1 protein-coding gene is annotated in these 966 nt (G+C 57.3%); it reads right to left on the reverse strand.

Annotated features, from left to right (window positions below; all coding sequences use genetic code 11):
- Positions 1-287: 287 nt before the first annotated feature.
- The gene (locus ACS8YF_RS19640) at positions 288-905 is read right to left on the reverse strand and encodes an IS630 family transposase (protein WP_440851780.1); all 618 of its coding nucleotides are present in this window, start codon (positions 903-905) and stop codon (positions 288-290) included.
- Positions 906-966 lie beyond the last annotated feature (61 nt).

The raw sequence follows: 966 nt of genomic DNA on the forward strand, positions 1-966 counted from the left end.
CCGGTTCGAGCGCGCTCGCGCGCACTCGTCGAACCTGGCTTGTTATCTGTCGCAGGTTCGAATGGGCTTCGTTTAAGCATAAAAAAACCCGCACATCTGGCGGGTTCTCTATGTCTGGTGCGCCCGGCAGGATTCGAACCTGCGACCTTCGGCTTCGGAGGCCAAAAATTTAGGCGATCCGAATCGGGAAAAATCGGTCTAAATCGTTGCTATATAAGGATTTATTTAAACTAATGTCGACACGTTTCACCGATTATTACTCCGGCGACCAAATACGCAAAGAATCATCACGCCGCATATTGCACTTTCGGGTGTCTGAAGTAACGGCGTACGTGATCGACGCGTCGTTGAATGCTGCGTAGCGCACTCAGCATTTGTTGATGGAGCACTCGCGCTGAGCGTGCCGGCGGATGACGATGGACACGCGCCTTGAGATCGTTGTTGAGATACTCGTCGGGATTCAGGTGCGGCGAGTAGGACGGCAGATAGAACAGCTCAATCGCGTCGGCATTCTCATGGACCCAGTCGCGTACGACGTAAGACCGGTGCACGGGCAGATTGTCCAGGATGACAAAGACCTTGCGATCGCTGCTGGCGATCAAACGCTTGAAAAATCGGATCAATAACGCCGCATGCATGGGCTCCTTGAACAGCATGAAGCGCATCTGCCCGGCATTGGTGACGGTCGAGATCATCTGCACCCGAACCCGGCGCGCCGGAATCGGGGCCACCGGCGTCTGGCCCCGCGGCGCATAGGAGCGTCCTTCGCGGGCGTCGGACCGCACGCCTGCCTCGTCGCCCCAATGAATCTCGGCGCCTTCGGCTTTGGCCCGGGCCGCAATCGCCGGATACGTATCGTCCAGCCATCGTTGCACCGCGGCGGGACATTGGTAAGCGATCCACAAACCCCATCATTCACAGGCGGCCAGGTTCATGGCTAAATCCTGTGCATGCAGGTTCCACGGC

The sequence above is a fragment of the Salinisphaera sp. SWV1 genome (genome assembly GCF_052044155.1).
In the GTDB taxonomy this organism is placed as follows: domain Bacteria; phylum Pseudomonadota; class Gammaproteobacteria; order Nevskiales; family Salinisphaeraceae; genus Salinisphaera.